Source organism: Acinetobacter sp. RIT698, from assembly GCF_009668065.1.
GTDB lineage: Bacteria > Pseudomonadota > Gammaproteobacteria > Pseudomonadales > Moraxellaceae > Acinetobacter > Acinetobacter guillouiae.
In genome coordinates this window covers 15,477-30,043 of the sequence record NZ_WJYH01000011.1, presented here as the reverse complement: position 1 = coordinate 30,043, position 14,567 = coordinate 15,477, and the positions used below count along the sequence as shown (strand labels likewise).

15 protein-coding genes are annotated in these 14,567 nt (G+C 37.8%); 6 read left to right on the top strand and 9 right to left on the bottom strand.

Going from position 1 to position 14,567, the window contains the following annotated elements:
* Window positions 1-32: 32 nt before the first annotated feature.
* Entirely contained in the window at window positions 33-1,481 is a 1,449-nt protein-coding gene (locus GJV03_RS06900; protein WP_004720640.1) for an adenylate/guanylate cyclase domain-containing protein, read from the top strand.
* 83 nt (window positions 1,482-1,564) lie between these two features.
* On the opposite strand, the gene fdx is transcribed toward GJV03_RS06900, so the two are convergent.
* From fdx to GJV03_RS06860, 8 genes are all read right to left on the bottom strand, one after another.
* Window positions 1,565-1,903 carry an ISC system 2Fe-2S type ferredoxin gene (gene fdx / locus GJV03_RS06895; protein WP_004720638.1) on the bottom strand — a complete coding sequence of 113 codons (339 nt, stop codon included), beginning with the start codon at window positions 1,901-1,903 and terminating at the stop codon, window positions 1,565-1,567.
* A gap of 15 nt (window positions 1,904-1,918) precedes the next feature.
* Window positions 1,919-3,778 (bottom strand): Fe-S protein assembly chaperone HscA, encoded by a 1,860-nt coding sequence (hscA, locus tag GJV03_RS06890; RefSeq protein WP_004720636.1) that lies wholly within the window; start codon window positions 3,776-3,778, stop codon window positions 1,919-1,921.
* 65 nt (window positions 3,779-3,843) lie between these two features.
* Window positions 3,844-4,359, bottom strand: a complete 516-nt coding sequence (hscB, locus tag GJV03_RS06885; protein ID WP_004720634.1) for a Fe-S protein assembly co-chaperone HscB — start codon at window positions 4,357-4,359, stop codon at window positions 3,844-3,846.
* Between the two features lie 100 nt (window positions 4,360-4,459).
* The gene (gene iscA / locus GJV03_RS06880) at window positions 4,460-4,780 is read right to left on the bottom strand and encodes an iron-sulfur cluster assembly protein IscA (protein ID WP_034610390.1); all 321 of its coding nucleotides are present in this window, start codon (window positions 4,778-4,780) and stop codon (window positions 4,460-4,462) included.
* 45 nt (window positions 4,781-4,825) lie between these two features.
* Window positions 4,826-5,212 carry a Fe-S cluster assembly scaffold IscU gene (iscU, locus tag GJV03_RS06875; protein WP_004720629.1) on the bottom strand — a complete coding sequence of 129 codons (387 nt, stop codon included), beginning with the start codon at window positions 5,210-5,212 and terminating at the stop codon, window positions 4,826-4,828.
* A 110-nt stretch (window positions 5,213-5,322) separates the two neighbouring features.
* Window positions 5,323-6,540, bottom strand: coding sequence for an IscS subfamily cysteine desulfurase (locus tag GJV03_RS06870; RefSeq protein WP_004720627.1), 1,218 nt, complete (start codon window positions 6,538-6,540; stop codon window positions 5,323-5,325).
* A gap of 1 nt (window position 6,541) precedes the next feature.
* Window positions 6,542-7,015, bottom strand: coding sequence for an Rrf2 family transcriptional regulator (locus tag GJV03_RS06865; RefSeq protein ID WP_004720625.1), 474 nt, complete (start codon window positions 7,013-7,015; stop codon window positions 6,542-6,544).
* Between the two features lie 150 nt (window positions 7,016-7,165).
* Window positions 7,166-7,819 carry a hypothetical protein gene (locus GJV03_RS06860; protein WP_004720623.1) on the bottom strand — a complete coding sequence of 218 codons (654 nt, stop codon included), beginning with the start codon at window positions 7,817-7,819 and terminating at the stop codon, window positions 7,166-7,168.
* Window positions 7,820-8,087: 268 nt separating this feature from the next.
* Here GJV03_RS06860 and GJV03_RS06855 point away from each other — a divergent pair, with 268 nt between their 5' ends.
* The 3 genes from GJV03_RS06855 to GJV03_RS06845 all read left to right on the top strand — a co-directional run bounded on the left by GJV03_RS06855 (window position 8,088) and on the right by GJV03_RS06845 (window position 11,010).
* A complete protein-coding gene (locus GJV03_RS06855; protein WP_004821389.1) occupies window positions 8,088-8,573 on the top strand; it encodes a phasin family protein in 486 nt (161 codons plus the stop codon).
* 160 nt (window positions 8,574-8,733) lie between these two features.
* Window positions 8,734-9,006, top strand: a complete 273-nt coding sequence (locus GJV03_RS06850; protein ID WP_004720620.1) for an HU family DNA-binding protein — start codon at window positions 8,734-8,736, stop codon at window positions 9,004-9,006.
* 129 nt (window positions 9,007-9,135) lie between these two features.
* The gene (locus GJV03_RS06845) at window positions 9,136-11,010 is read left to right on the top strand and encodes a SurA N-terminal domain-containing protein (protein WP_105712712.1); all 1,875 of its coding nucleotides are present in this window, start codon (window positions 9,136-9,138) and stop codon (window positions 11,008-11,010) included.
* Window positions 11,011-11,127: 117 nt separating this feature from the next.
* On the opposite strand, the gene GJV03_RS06840 is transcribed toward GJV03_RS06845, so the two are convergent.
* Window positions 11,128-12,048 carry an AraC family transcriptional regulator gene (locus GJV03_RS06840; protein ID WP_004720615.1) on the bottom strand — a complete coding sequence of 307 codons (921 nt, stop codon included), beginning with the start codon at window positions 12,046-12,048 and terminating at the stop codon, window positions 11,128-11,130.
* Between the two features lie 191 nt (window positions 12,049-12,239).
* Here GJV03_RS06840 and GJV03_RS06835 point away from each other — a divergent pair, with 191 nt between their 5' ends.
* Window positions 12,240-13,457 carry an alkane 1-monooxygenase gene (locus GJV03_RS06835; RefSeq protein ID WP_056511027.1) on the top strand — a complete coding sequence of 406 codons (1,218 nt, stop codon included), beginning with the start codon at window positions 12,240-12,242 and terminating at the stop codon, window positions 13,455-13,457.
* 251 nt (window positions 13,458-13,708) lie between these two features.
* A complete protein-coding gene (locus tag GJV03_RS06830) occupies window positions 13,709-14,188 on the top strand; it encodes a helix-turn-helix domain-containing protein (protein WP_004720612.1) in 480 nt (159 codons plus the stop codon).
* Window positions 14,189-14,567: the final 379 nt, after the last annotated feature.

Below are 14,567 nucleotides of genomic sequence, written 5' to 3'. Positions count from 1 at the left end.
GTTTAATAAAATGACATCCGAGGTAAAATATTTTGCCATTTGAACGTATGTTAGATAAAGAGCCAAAGCAATTTGAAATATTCCAGCGATTTATGGGGTATTTGATTATTGCTTTGGTGGTCATGGTTTATTATTTCACCTCCCCAATTGCAAATTATCAATTTTATGTTCCTTTTTTTATTGGCTTTATTTTTATTGTTAGCCCTAAATTATCGCGTTGGCTAGAATATTCATATGGCTCTAAGATTCGGAAGAATATTTATTTTTTAATTGATGTCATCGTTGTTTCTACCGCATTGGCTGCTGTACATTTAAGCCTCGTGGTAACTTTTGTATTGTTATTTGCACTGATCTATACAGCGATTAACAACAAAATTTCTTTTATGATGGGCTCTTTGGCAATTTTAGTTGCCTTTGTTGTGTTTTATACCAATATTATTTTTATCTTTGGTTTTTATGATTATTTTCAGCAAACCAGCCCTGAGCTATCAGTCCTGTCTTTTATTAGTATTATCTTGTTTGTAAACATCGGAAATTATTATCAAAATCGCCGTATCAAAAGTGTAGAAACCAAGAAAAACACCTATTTCAATGAAATGAATCGTTATATTGAGTTGTCAAATCAACTCAGTCGTTATGCGCCATTACAGCTTTGGCAGGCGATTATGCGTGGCGATACAGAAGCCAAGATTGAATATAAACGTAAAAAAATGACGGTTTTCTTTTCTGATATTCAAGGATTTACAGAATTATCAGAAACTTTGATTCCAGATGATTTGGCCTTTGTATTAAATGACTATTTAAGTCATATGACTGAAATTGCCAAACAATATGGTGCAACCATTGATAAATTTATGGGTGATGCAATCCTGATTTTCTTTGGTGATCCAGACTCACAAGGTGTGGAGCAGGATGCGAAAAACTGTATTGATATGTCGATTGCAATGCGCCAGCAGATGAAATTTCTCCGTGAACGTTGGGTGAAAATGGGCTATGCACCTTTACATATTCGTATGGGGGTCAGTACAGGTTATTGCCACGTTGGAAACTATGGTGCTGTACATCGTATGGCGTATACCATTGTGGGTCGTGATGCCAATTTAGCAGCGCGTTTGCAATATGCTGCAGATATCGATGAAATTTTGGTTTCAGATGAAACCTATAAGCTGATTAAAAACGATTATCTTTGTGCCCCAAAAACCCCGATTGAACTGAAAGGGATTCAAGGTAAGGTGCGCACTTGGCAAGTGATGGAAAAATACTCTGCAACCAAGAATGAAAATCAACAATGGTTTGATTATGAGTATAAAGGCTTCCATTTGGTGCTGAATTTAGAAGAAGTGCAAAACTTTGAATATCCAGAGCTGGTTGAAGTATTAGAAAAAATGGTGGAACGGATTAAGGTTCAGCAAAAGCTTACCAATTCTCAAGGTGTTGCAAAGCTTAATATTGAAGACGAAGTCAACTCAAATTATTTGTAAAATCCTTAAATATTAAATTAAATACCTAAGCCATTAAAAAACCACTCATAAAGAGTGGTTTTTTTGCCTATATGAAAAGCAACTTAGTGGTTTTCAGAAGCATGGTTAATTGTATACTTTGGAATTTCAACTTCCATATCTTCATCAGTGATTTTAACTTGGCAAGATAGACGCGAATCGGGTTCTAAGCCCCAAGCGCGATCGAGTAAATCGGCTTCAATATCATCCATCTCTTCGAGCTCATCAAAGCCTTTGCGTACAATCACATGGCAAGTGGTGCATGCTTTAGACATGTCACAGGCATGTTCGATTTTAATACCATTATCGAGCAAGCTTTGGCACAGATTGGCGTTTGGTTCAACTTCAAACTCAGCACCATTTGGACAAATTGTTGCATGAGGTAGTACTTTAATACGTGGCATAGTCGTTACCTTAAATTAGTTTGAGTTAGACCAATCATCAAGTTTGGTGCCTTTGAGTGCATGATCAATATGTTGATTCATACGTTCTGCTGCAAAGGCATCGCTATAAGTTTTTAACTGTTCAACTGCATGCTCAATCGATTTGATATCGTTTGTTTCAAGCTGGGCTTTTAAAGCTTCAGCGGCTTGGTTGAGCGCAGTCAGTTGTTCAGTACTGAGCAGATTGGAGTCGACCTTTAACGCCTGTGTTAAGGCTTCAAGTTCACGCTGTGCTTCAACTTTAGTTTCATTGAGATGGCGAAGATTTTTATCTTCTTCAGCGAATTTATAACCTTCTAAAAGCAAGCGTTCAGTATCGGTCTCAGACAATCCATAAGAAGGTTTAATGTCGATTTGCGCATTGACCCCTGATGTGGTTTCTTTGGCTGAAACAGTAAGCAGGCCATCTGCATCGACCTGAAAAGTGACTTCAATACGTGCCTGACCCGCGGTCATTGGTGGGATACCATGTAATACAAAGCGACCTAAGCTGCGGCAATGCTCAACTAAGTCACGTTCGCCTTGCAAGACATGGATCAACATGGCGGTTTGACCATCTTGATAGGTGGTGAACTCTTGACGGCGTGCAACAGGAATGGCTGTATTACGTGAAATTAAGCGTTCAACCAAACCACCCATAGTTTCTAAACCGAGTGACAGTGGGGTAACATCTAAAAGTAATGAGCCATCCTTAGAATTCCCAATGAGTTGATTCGCAGTGATAGCAGCGCCAATCGCCACAACTTCATCAGGATTGATGGTACAAAGCGGCTCTTGCTTAAATACTTCACGCACCACTTTCTGTACAGCATAAGAGCGGGTTGAGCCACCAACAAGAACTACATTTTGAATATCATCGAGTTCAAGTTTTGCATCACGCATGACACGTTTACACACATTGATCGTCTTATCTAATGCCACTTGAATGATTTCTTCAAATGTCGTGCGATCTAGCGTGAGGTGGTGTGTTAGAACTTTAATATCAACAGAGGTAGCATCACTGAGCGCTTCTTTGGCTTTACGTGCAGAAACGATAAAGTGTGCATATTCTGCATCATCTAAGGTTTCAATATTCAGTTGTTTTTTTGCCCATTTAACAATAAGGCGATCTAAGTCATCGCCACCCAGTGCGGTATGACCGCCTGTAGCTAAAACTTCAAACACACCTTGAGAAAAGCGTAAAATAGACACATCAAATGTACCGCCACCTAAATCATAAATGACATAGTTACGGTCTGTTGTTAGATTGCTCTCTTGATCTAAGCCATATGCAACAGCTGCAGCGGTAGGTTCATTGAGTAAGCGTAATATATTTAAACCTGCGAGTTCAGCTGCATCACGTGTAGCTTGGCGTTGCGCTTCATCAAAGTAGGCTGGAACCGTAATCACAGCGCCATTCACCGGATTGCTTAAACTTTGTTCAGCGCGATCTTTCAGTTGTTTTAAAATTTCTGCAGAGATTTCTACAGGTGTTTTACGACCTTGCGCTGTTTCAAATGCTGGCATTTCATTATCAGCACCTGCAAGCGTGTAAGGGTGTTGAAATTTAACATCTGCTTTAGAACGGCCCATAAAGCGCTTAACAGAAACAATGGTATTTTTAGGGTCAGCAGTAATAAACGGTTTTGCTGCGTCGCCATATTCGGTCGAATTTTTAGAATAATGTACAATAGAAGGAAGTAACACGCGACCTTGCTCATCGTTCAGTACTTTGGCTTTGCCTGATAATACCGTAGCAACAAGAGAATGGGTTGTCCCTAAGTCGATTCCAATCGCAATACGGTGTTCATGTGGCGCACTTGATTGTCCTGGTTCAGCAATTTGCAAGAGTGCCATTTGTCACATCCTTAAAATAAAAACTAAAAACAAATTCAGGTAAAACATATAATGAAAGTTAAAATTTAGAAATCATCATCTAAACTAAAATCTTCATCATCTAAAAGCTGATCTTCGGCTTTATCAATATCATTCATGACTTTTTGAAAGAATCGTAACTTGCGCACCGTGTCACGTGCTTCAGCCCAATCTTCATCCTCAAAATCAATTTTGAATTCACGAACTAAGCCATCAATCCATTGTTGGACTTCTTTTTTTAAAGAATGCAATTGTTCGGTATTGGTTGCTTCATCAAGCTGCTCACGAATTTCTAAAGCAGATTGTAAAAACTCAAAATCACTAATTGATTGATCTAAGTGATGATCTTGCTTTTTGAGTGACAGTAGATAAGCAGCACGACTGTCTACATTGGATAAAGCTTTATATGCTTGATTAATTTCACTTGATTTAATCAAAGCTTTGTCTTTATCTTCAGCTTTATCAGGATGATATTGCTGTTGTAGTTTTAGGAAATTAGCTTTTAATGTCGCTAAATCAATATCGAGTGCTTCCGGGAGATCGAACAACTCAAAATGACTCATGGGAGATACTCATCCACGATGTTTTACAGGAAAACGGTGTAATTAAATGTGATTAAAACAGTGCAAGACACTGTTTTAACATGAGAAAAAGCAGGGCAGATTATACAGTGAAAGATTCACCACAGCCACATTCACCTTTTTTATTTGGGTTATTAAACTCGAAGCCTTCATTTAGACCATTTTTAACATAGTCCATTTCCATACCATCGAGATAAACCAAACTTTTTGGATCTACAAAAACTTTTACACCAAACTGCTCGAACATTTGATCATGAGTGTCGATATCATCAACAAACTCAAGTACATAAGCTAAGCCAGAACAGCCTGAAGTTTTCACACCAAGACGAATACCTTCACCCTTACCGCGATTCTTTAAGTAATTGCTGATATGAGTTGCAGCATTTTCAGTTAGATTGATCATGAAAACTCCGTTAAAAAATCATCTGCTAAATTTGACGAACAGATATTAGGCTTTAGTTTTCTTGCTACGGTAATCTTCAACAGCAGCTTTAATTGCATCTTCTGCAAGTACAGAACAGTGTACTTTTACAGGAGGAAGTGCAAGTTCAGTTGCGATGTCGATATTCTTAATCGCCTGTGCTTCGTCAAGCGTTTTACCTTTTAACCATTCGGTTACGAGTGAACTAGACGCAATTGCAGAGCCACAGCCATAAGTCTTAAAGCGAGCTTCTTCAATTACACCACTGTCATTCACTTGGATTTGTAAACGCATTACATCGCCACATGCAGGTGCACCCACCATACCTGTACCAACATTTTCTGCATTTTTATCCAACACACCAACATTACGAGGATTTTCGTAATGATCTATTACTTTTTCGCTATAAGCCATGTTGCTTCTCCAAACCTCGGGGTCAGCGTTGATAATATGTATTTCTACAATCTAATTTGGTGGCATTTTACTGATTTTCAATAAAATGCCGCGTTTTGATTTCAAGGAACTTAGTGTTCAGCCCATTCAACTGAATTTAAGTCGATCCCTTCTTTGTACATATCCCAAAGCGGAGAAAGCTCACGCAATTTCTCAACAGCAGCTTTAGTAATCTTAATTACATGATCAATGTCTTCTTCAGTCGTATAGTGACCAAAGCTAAAACGAATTGAACTATGTGCTAACTCGTCAGAAAGACCGAGGGCACGAAGTACGTAAGAAGGTTCAAGTGTTGCAGATGTACATGCTGAACCAGAAGATACAGCAGCATCTTTTAACGCCATCATCAATGATTCACCTTCAACAAAGTTGAAGCTAACATTTAAGTAGTTTGCAACATTGTATACAGGGTGGCCATTTAAGAAGACTTGTTCTAAATCTTGTAAACCGTTCCAGAGTTTGTCACGGAGTACACGTAAACGTGTTTGTTCAGCTTGTAAAGATTTGCCAGCAAGTTCAAATGCTTCACCCATACCGACAATTTGATGGGTTGCAAGTGTACCTGAGCGCATACCACGTTCATGACCACCGCCATGAATTTGTGCTTTGATACGAACACGCGGGCTACGGCGTACAAATAAAGCACCAATGCCTTTAGGTCCATAAACCTTATGACCTGAGAAGCTCATCAAATCGACTTTCATGGTAGAAAGATCGATTTCAACTTTACCTGCAGCTTGTGCAGCATCTACATGGAAATAGGTTTTATTGGCACGTGTTAACTCACCAATTGCAGCAACATCTGTCACAGTACCAATTTCATTGTTCACCATCATCAATGAAACAAGTAGCGTATCTGGACGAAGTTCAGCTTGAACCATTTCTGGGGTAATTAAACCAGTTTTAGGTTCAGGTTCAAGATAGGTAATCTCAAAACCTTCTTCTTCTAATTCACGACAAGTATCTAAAATTGCTTTATGTTCAATTTTACTTGTGATGATGTGTTTGCGTTTAGAACCGTAAAACTGAGCAACACCTTTAAGGGCAAGGTTATCAGATTCAGTAGCACCAGAAGTCCAGACAATTTCGCGTGGATCAGCTTTTACTAAATTTGCGACTTGTTCACGTGCATATTCAACTTTTTCTTCAGCTTGCCATCCATAAGCATGTGAGCGAGAAGCAGCATTACCGAATGTACCATCAAAGGTTAAACACTCCATCATGCGTTCTGCTACTTGAGGATCAACAGGCGTAGTTGCTGCATAGTCAAGATAAATCGGACGTTTCATGTCAAATACCTGTAACCGATAAAAGGGCTGAATCAAGAGGTGCTGAATTTTGGCGAACCGCAACGGTTTGTACGTTGTCACGAGCTACTAAATCCGCAAGGGTGATTTTAGCTAAATAATCGGCAATATGGAGAGAGAGTTCTTGCCATAAATCGTGAGTTAAACACATTGCACCATTTTGGCAGTTGCCTTTGTGGTCACAACGAGTCGCATCAACAGTTTCATTTACAGCTTCAATAATTTCTAAGACAGTAATTTCTTCAGCATGGCGCGCTAAGTGATAACCGCCATTTGCTCCACGAACACTTGAAACTAAGCCATGACGTTTAAGTTTAGCGAACAATTGTTCAAGATAAGCGACAGATATCGTTTGGCGGGTTGCAATTTCTGCAAGCGTAATCGTTTGTTCAGGTGGCTGCAATGCTAAGTCAAGTAGTGCAGTCACTGCATAGCGACCGCGAGTAGTTAGGCGCATGATTCGATACACATGTTTTAGACTAGATGTATGAATTTTATGAATCCTGACTAAAATAGTCAAGTATTTTTAAGTTTAATTCTGACTAATTTAGTCAGAATTTATTACTTGAACAAAAATTACTGGAAAATTTCAATTTTTGTTCAAGTTTTATGAAAATATTTGCCAAAGATTATACACGACTAATGCCATAAATAGAAAGCCCAATACGCCTAAAGCCGTATATAAACGTTGTTGGTTGAGCTGCAAGCGTTTAACACGATTTTGATATTGTTTCACTTCAACTTGAAGTGTGTTGATTTTAGAGCGTTGCTGATCAATCTTTTCAAGCAAAGGGGCAATGCGTTTTTTTGATGCTTTTGTCTGGCTGTCATCATCTGGATTGGTTAACCATTGCTTCCAGTCTGAAAGCAATTTAGGGGCAGTTAAGTGTACAACTAGATCACGGAACTGTTCCTTGAGCAGGTTATCGCCTTCCAGACGCATTTTTTTCATGCTACGACGATTAGCAAAGACAAAAATTTGGATGAAATCGATGAGTGTACTACTCACAGAAAGGTCAATAGCTTTTTCTGGAGGCTGTAAATCAAAAAGAATACCACGATCTGTAAATTGAACATAAAAGTCAAAATAAGGAATATAACTATTCATTTTAATTGTAATCTGCTGTCCGACGAATTTTTTTGCCTGTAAGCGAACAACACGATCATGTTTTAATACGAAAGAATAAATGGTTTCCAATATAATCATGACAATGTTTAGCAACAAACGAGAATGACCTTGCTTTTGTTGCGATTCATTCATAAAAAATTCCTATAGCAAAACAGAGAGTCCGATCTCTAAATAAATTTGAAACAATCTCATCCATGACTTGAAACACAATATTTCCACAATGATATAAAAATTATCTTAATAACCATTGTCGAATTGCCAAGTGTTCCTTAACATTAAAACAATTACTTTGCTTTGTAGAACAGTTTAGCAAAAGGTTCAATAGTTTTATTTGATAATATAGCAATATTTTCTACATAATTTGGTCATATAGGTCATTACACGCTGGAGTTTGGGGTAAATGGAGCAAGATATGAAAAAGAGCAACAAAGAACAAACGGATCTTTATGAAGATCAAAATGAATTTGATGAATCTCAAATAAAGCCTAGAAATCATAAAAAGTCAGCATTAGATTTCAGAAAATATACAAAACAAATCTGGTTGGCAGGGTTGGGAGCGTTCTCCAGAGCCGAAGAAGAAGGCAATAAACTCTTTGATTCTCTAGTCAAGGTGGGTGAGGAGCTTGAATCCAAGACAGTTGAAGTCACAGATCAGACAGTCAATAAAGTCACTGAAAAAACCAAAGAGTCAGTTGCAGAAACCAAAGACAAGGTTGAAAAACTTTTAGATCAGCGTGTAAATCATTCATTAAACAGAATTGGTTTAGTGACTGCTAAAGATCTTCAGCATTTGGAAAACTTGATCCTGCAACTTCACAATAAGGTCGATGCGTTGGCTGAAGAGAACCAAAACTTACGCGACCAATTGCTAAAAAAAATGAAATAATTACCATTAATCCAAAAAAATCGTAAATTTTAGTCGTAATTTTTGTGAAAAGCGTGTTTGGAGTCTTGCGTTTCCCCCCAAAGCATTGCTATAAAGTCGTCATGGCCTTTGATCTACAGCCTTGGAACTTAAACAAACGATATAAGAGGACGTAATCTTCATGAATAAATCAGAATTAATCGATGCGATTGCAGAAAAAGGGGGATTGTCAAAGTCCGATGCTGGTAAAGCATTAGATGCGACTATTGCTTCAATTGGTGAAGCGCTTAAAAAAGGCGACACAGTGACTTTAGTCGGCTTTGGCACATTCAGTGTTAAAGACCGTGCTGCTCGTACTGGTCGTAACCCTAAAACTGGTGAAGAGCTTCAGATTAAAGCAAGCAAAGTACCTAGCTTTAAAGCTGGTAAAGGCTTAAAAGACTCAGTAGCTTAATCTGAGCTTGTTAAAAGCGCGCCTTTGTGGCGCGTTTTTTATGAAATATATTAAATTATCAGTGATTGCTCGTTCATTCATTTCACAATTTCAGTTAGAATCCTTACGAAATATAATATTGGAATACTCATGGAATCGTTTCGCACTCTCATAAGGGGCTGGTTTGGTAAAGTTCTCCTTGTGTTATTTTTAGCGCCATTTGCTGTGGTTGGTATTGAAGGCTATTTCAGCGGTGGGCAAAAAGCAGACGTAGCTAAAACTGTTAATGGTCAAGATATTTCTAAAAAAGAGTTAGAAACGGTTACAAAAGGCTATACAGATCAATTATTGGCAAATCCTGCTATACATGGGGATGAGTCTTTATTGAACAAAGAATTTATTGCAAATAAAGCACTTGATTACCTAATTAGCCAAAGTCTTTTAAGACAACAAGCTGATAAGTTAGGTGTGACTTTGAGCGATGCTCAAATTGAACAGAAAATTGCACAAATTCCTGCTTTTCAGGAAAATGGTAAATTTTCAAATACACTATATGCAAACTATTTACGTTCACAGGGTTTAACTAGCCAAGCCTTTATCCAAAATATTCGCCAAGATTTTGCCTTAAGCATTTTGAGCTCTACAATTTCGGATAATGCACTGATCAGTAAATTGGATATCCAGCAAATTGCCAACTTGCAATCTGAACAACGTGAATTATTCTTATCAAGCGTTAAACTTGATGACTATAAAGCCAATGTTAAAGTGACCAATCAGGAAATTGCAGATTATTACAACAAGCATCAAAATAAGTTTAAACAAGTTGCTTCAGTGGATGTGGACTATGTGGTGCTCAGCCCAGCGACATTGACACAGCCAAATGCGGCAGTGACTGATGCTGAATTACAACAAGCTTATACTCAGTTTGTAGAAAAATATAAGCAAAGTTTGAAGCGTGATGTTAAACATATTCTGATCACGACGGATTCTCGTACGCCTGAGCAAGCTGCTACACTTGCAAATGAAGTGTATGCAAAAATTCAGGCAGGTACGTCATTTGCTCAAGCTGCTGCTCAATATTCAGAAGACCCTGATTCTAAAGCGAAAGGTGGTGCACTTGCTGCCTATGCGCCAGGTGCCTTTGGTGATGATTTTGATAAAGCTGTGAACTCAACAAGCAATGGTCAAGTGTCTAAGCCTGTTAAAACTCAATTCGGTTATCATTTGATTGAAGTGAATACACCAGTAGATTCAGTGCCATCATTTGAGTCGAAAAAAGCTGAATTGACTGCTGAGGTTTTAAAGAATAAATCAGCCAACTATTTCTCAGACACTGTAAATAGTTTAAATGAGCAAGTGGTTAACAGTGATGCATTGGATGTGGTTTCACAAGCAGTGAAGACTGTTCAAGTTCAATCTGCAAATAATGTGAATTTAACGACAACCAATCCAGTTCTTGCTGATCCTGCTGTTAAATCTAAACTGTTTAATGAAGATGTGAAAAGCGGAAATACGACGGCTTCAAGTAATATCCAAACAGCCAATGGTGATGTTGTCTGGGTTAAAGTTCGTAAGTATCATCCAGCAGGTGTACAGCCTTTAGCGCAAGCAACTGCGCGTGTAAAAGCACAATTGATTGAACAAAAAGCGTTTGATGCTGCCCATGCAAAATTAAATGCCATGATTGCAGATTTCAAAAAATTGCCGGCTCAAGAGGTTACTGCGAAATATCAGTCTAATTTTGTCCATGCGGGAACATTCACACGTTCAAAAGGCCTTAAGCGTGAGATTGAGCGCGTTGCCTTTAGCCAGCCAGTACCTAAAGCAGGCATGTGGTCTGTCAGCACTGCCAAGCTGCCAAATGAGTTAGTTGTTGTGGCTGTAGCGAATGTGAAAAAAGTAGATACTGCTCAGATGGATCCTGCTGAAGTTCAGCAACTTACGCAAATGTATCAGAAGTTCCGTGGTGAACAATTATTAGATGATTATTCACGTTATTTAAAAGCACAAGCAAAAATTAAATAATTGATCTTCTCTGATTAAAAAAAGCGCCTCGGCGCTTTTTTTTATGTGAAATGAAATATAGTGTGAGTACAGGAGCTATATCACTAAGATATGATTAGCGGATGTCTCTAATCTTTTTTAGATCTGATTGCGATATTGGCTTGGGCTAAGTTCAAATTGTTTCTTAAATGCCTGGCTAAATGCGGTTTCAGATGAATATCCCACTTGGTGTGCAATCTGCTGAATAGGCAGTTGTCCTTGTTTGATCAGCTGGCTGGCAAGACGTAAGCGATGTTGTTGCAAGTAGGCTAAAGGTGTTTCCCCAATAATTTGATTAAATAAACTGGCAAATTTAGAACGCGACATACAACAGGTTTCTGCTAAGCTTTCTACGGTCCAGCTCTGTTCTGGACGGCTGTGAATGGCTGCAAGTGCATTTGAAAGTTCAGGGTGCACCAGGGCATTTAACCAGTTATTGTGATCTTGCATTTGCTCAATATAGTCACGTACACACTCAATCATCAAAATACTGACGACGTGGTCCATAATTTTATTTTTACCTGCCATGGTTCTACGGGTTTCAGCAGAAACAAAATATAATCCAATTTTAAGCCATTCAGGTGCCTCATCACTCAAGGCATTTTGAATATGTAAATATGGTGGGAGTGCATTGATCAATGGACGAGCCATGATTGCATTCATATGGCATCGTACAGAAAGGATAAGGGTCTTTTCTGAGCTTCCTTGACCAAATTCAATTGCGTCTTGTCTTAATCCATCAAACAGTGATTCTATATTGAGGCTTTCAACTAACTGCGTGTCTAAATGATTTTTTACAGTATGTGCTAATCCTGCTGGGATTAAAAACATATCGCCGGTTTGTAGTGCAACAGTCATTTTGGGTGAAAATTCTAAATAAGCATTTCCATACAGAACAATATGCGCGATCACGGCATCTTGTTTTGGGCTCTGAAATGACCAATCACCTTGAGCTTGAAGGTAAATATATTCTGAATGGTTGAGATGAATATCATCAAAAATTTTACTTAAAGCATCCATAGATTCAGTTCAAATTTCCTGTTCTCAAATAATAAAAATGTTTCATGCTATTAAAACATGTGCGCAAAGGACAAACTCTATGTTGAAGATGCCAAAGACTTTTTCATAGGTTTTATGGACGCTTACAACTGTCTTTAAGTTGAATTTTACATAAATATATAACTAAGTAGAAAGATAGGGAAGATATAGCCATGAATGCACCAGTTCAACTGACAGAGCAGCAATTGCAAGAATTAAAACCAAAGTCAGGTTTGGCACTTGATAAAAAGCGTTATCTTTGGATGATTAGCCCATCACTTCCAGTGATTGGGTTAGGAATTTTAGCGGGATATCATGTTGCACCTAAGCCACTAAAAAAAGTTTTTGCATTGGGTGGGCCACTGGTACTGCATGTGATTATTCCAGCCATTGATTCATTGATTGGTAAGGATAAAAACAATCCGACCAGTGAAGATGTAAAATTACTTGAGCAAGATCCGTATTATTCACGTTTGGTCAAATCCTTTATTCCGATTCAATATGTCGCCAATGTTTATGCTTGTTATTTGGTGGGTCGTAAACAAACATCACTTTTAGATAAGATTTTGCTAGGTGTTTCAATGGGTGCAATTAATGGTATTGCCATTAACACAGCACATGAGTTAAGCCATAAGCATGACCGTATGGACCATATTTTATCGCATTTGGCATTGGTTCCATCAGGTTATAACCATTTCCGTATCGAACATCCTTATGGACACCATAAACGCGCTGCCACGCCTGAAGATCCAGCTTCATCGCAAATGGGTGAAACCCTCTATGAGTTTTTACCACGTACCGTCATTGGGTCATTTAAATCAGCGATTGAAATTGAAACCAACCGTCTTAAACGTAAGGGCCTTGGATTCTGGTCTAAAGATAATGAGTTATTGCAAGGCTGGACAATGACCGCAGCATTCCATTCGTCTATGGTCGGGTTATTTGGTAAAGGTATTTTGCCTTATTTAGCAACTCAGTCAGCTTATAGTATTACGTTGTTTGAGATCATTAATTATATTGAGCATTATGGTTTATTGCGCCAAAAAGATGAAAATGGCAAATATGAACGCACAATGCCTGAGCATAGTTGGAACAATAACAACATCGTAACGAATTTATTCTTATATCAGTTACAACGTCATTCAGATCATCATGCCTTTCCGACACGCCCATTCCAAGCGTTACGTCACTTTGATGAAGCACCTGAATTGCCAAGCGGTTATGCAAGTATGCTGTTGCCAGCGATGATCCCGTCGTGGTGGTTTAAAATTATGGATAAGCGGGTATTTGATCATTACAAGGGTGATTTAAATAAGGCCAGTATTTATCCAAAACGTCGAGCAAGCATTTTCAAAAAATTTGGTGTCGTGGACAAATTGTTGAATAAGTAAAATTTAATTTTAAGATAAAAGCCCAGAATTGGGCTTTTATTGTTTTTGAGCATTAAAAATATCCCAGCATTTTTAAATGTTGACTAACGCTACTTTTAGTTGTGAGTCATCCTTGTTAAAGCATAAGCACTTGTCGCTCAATTTTAATGAATGTAAAAAAAAATCCCTGAAATACTATCTTTCTTTTTCTGTTTATTTCATAGTATTCAGCAATGGTATTTTAAATTTACAAATGTAATTTGGAACTTCGTATGAAATGGGAAGAAATAGGCAATCAACCGTGTTCAATTGCGCGTACATTATCTGTATTGGGTGATCGATGGACCATGCTTATTTTACGTAATGCTTTTATGGGTTTACGTCGTTTTGATGATTTTCAAGAAAATTTAGGTGTGACAAGACATGTATTGTCTGAACGGCTAAAACGTTTGGTTGAGCATGAAATATTGGTTAAAGTGGCTTATGTCGATCGACAAGAGCGTTATGAATATCGCTTAACTGAAAAGGGTTTAGATCTATATCCTATTTTATTAACCATGGTGGCATGGGCGGATAAATGGATGGATGAGGGTCTGGGAGCGCCTATGGTGTATCAACATACCGTCTGTGGTCATGAGTTTACTCCGATATTGGTTTGCTCAGAATGTCAGCAGGCGGTGAATGCGAGACAGGTGAAGCCAATCGTTACCTCTGCGTTTTTCCAATACTTAGCGCAGAAAAAATTAGCTTGATTGCTATTCCCTAGATGATTTTTCAATATTTATCATGAATTAATTTTAGATTAAGTTGTTGGTAAATTTCATAAAAATCTAAAGGCAGGGGCACTCATTATCTTTAGTGTTTGTGAAAATGTTTAGATGAAGCGTTGCAAGTAATTTGAACTTTTAATTACTGATATTGTTTTTGATTTTTGTTAACAAGATATAAAATATGTGATTGTTCAATTTTAAAAAGATATAATTTAAATTAATAAGTAAAAGTATGAAAAACAGTAACTGTAATCTTAGTTTAGAAAATAAGGTTTATTGCTTGATAAAGAATTTAGAGTTTTTTTTAACAGATAACTTTGATCAAGTCATTCACTTTTATATACTTATTTAACTGATGCAA